The organism is Christiangramia aquimixticola (genome assembly GCF_048285835.1).
GTDB classification, from domain to species: domain Bacteria; phylum Bacteroidota; class Bacteroidia; order Flavobacteriales; family Flavobacteriaceae; genus Christiangramia; species Christiangramia aquimixticola.
Window position 1 is genome coordinate 1 of record NZ_JBLVTL010000072.1, and the last position, 359, is coordinate 359.

At 44.0% G+C, this 359-nt stretch carries 1 pseudogene; it reads left to right on the forward strand.

The features are described from left to right. A pseudogene (locus ACNKXV_RS13555) lies at positions 1-359 on the forward strand (hypothetical protein); the annotation flags it as partial.

Sequence of the window (359 nt, forward strand, 5' to 3'; positions counted from 1 at the left end):
GTTTCTGACGCTAGTGCTCCTACATTATCCGGAGTTCCTGCAGATGTTACTGTAACGTGTGATAATATTCCTGCAGTTGCTTCTCCTTCAGCTAGCGATGTGTGTGATGCTACCCCTGCTATCACCTTTGCTGAAACTAGTACCAAAGGAACAGATCCTGATCAAGCTTCTTTTTATAACTACGAGATTACAAGAACCTGGACTGCAACAGATGCTGCCGGAAATAGTTCTTCACAATCTCAGAAAATCACAGTTTCTGACGCTAGTGCTCCTACATTATCCGGAGTTCCTGCAGATGTTACTGTAACGTGTGATAATATTCCTGCAGTTGCTTCTCCTTCAGCTAGCGATGTGTGTGA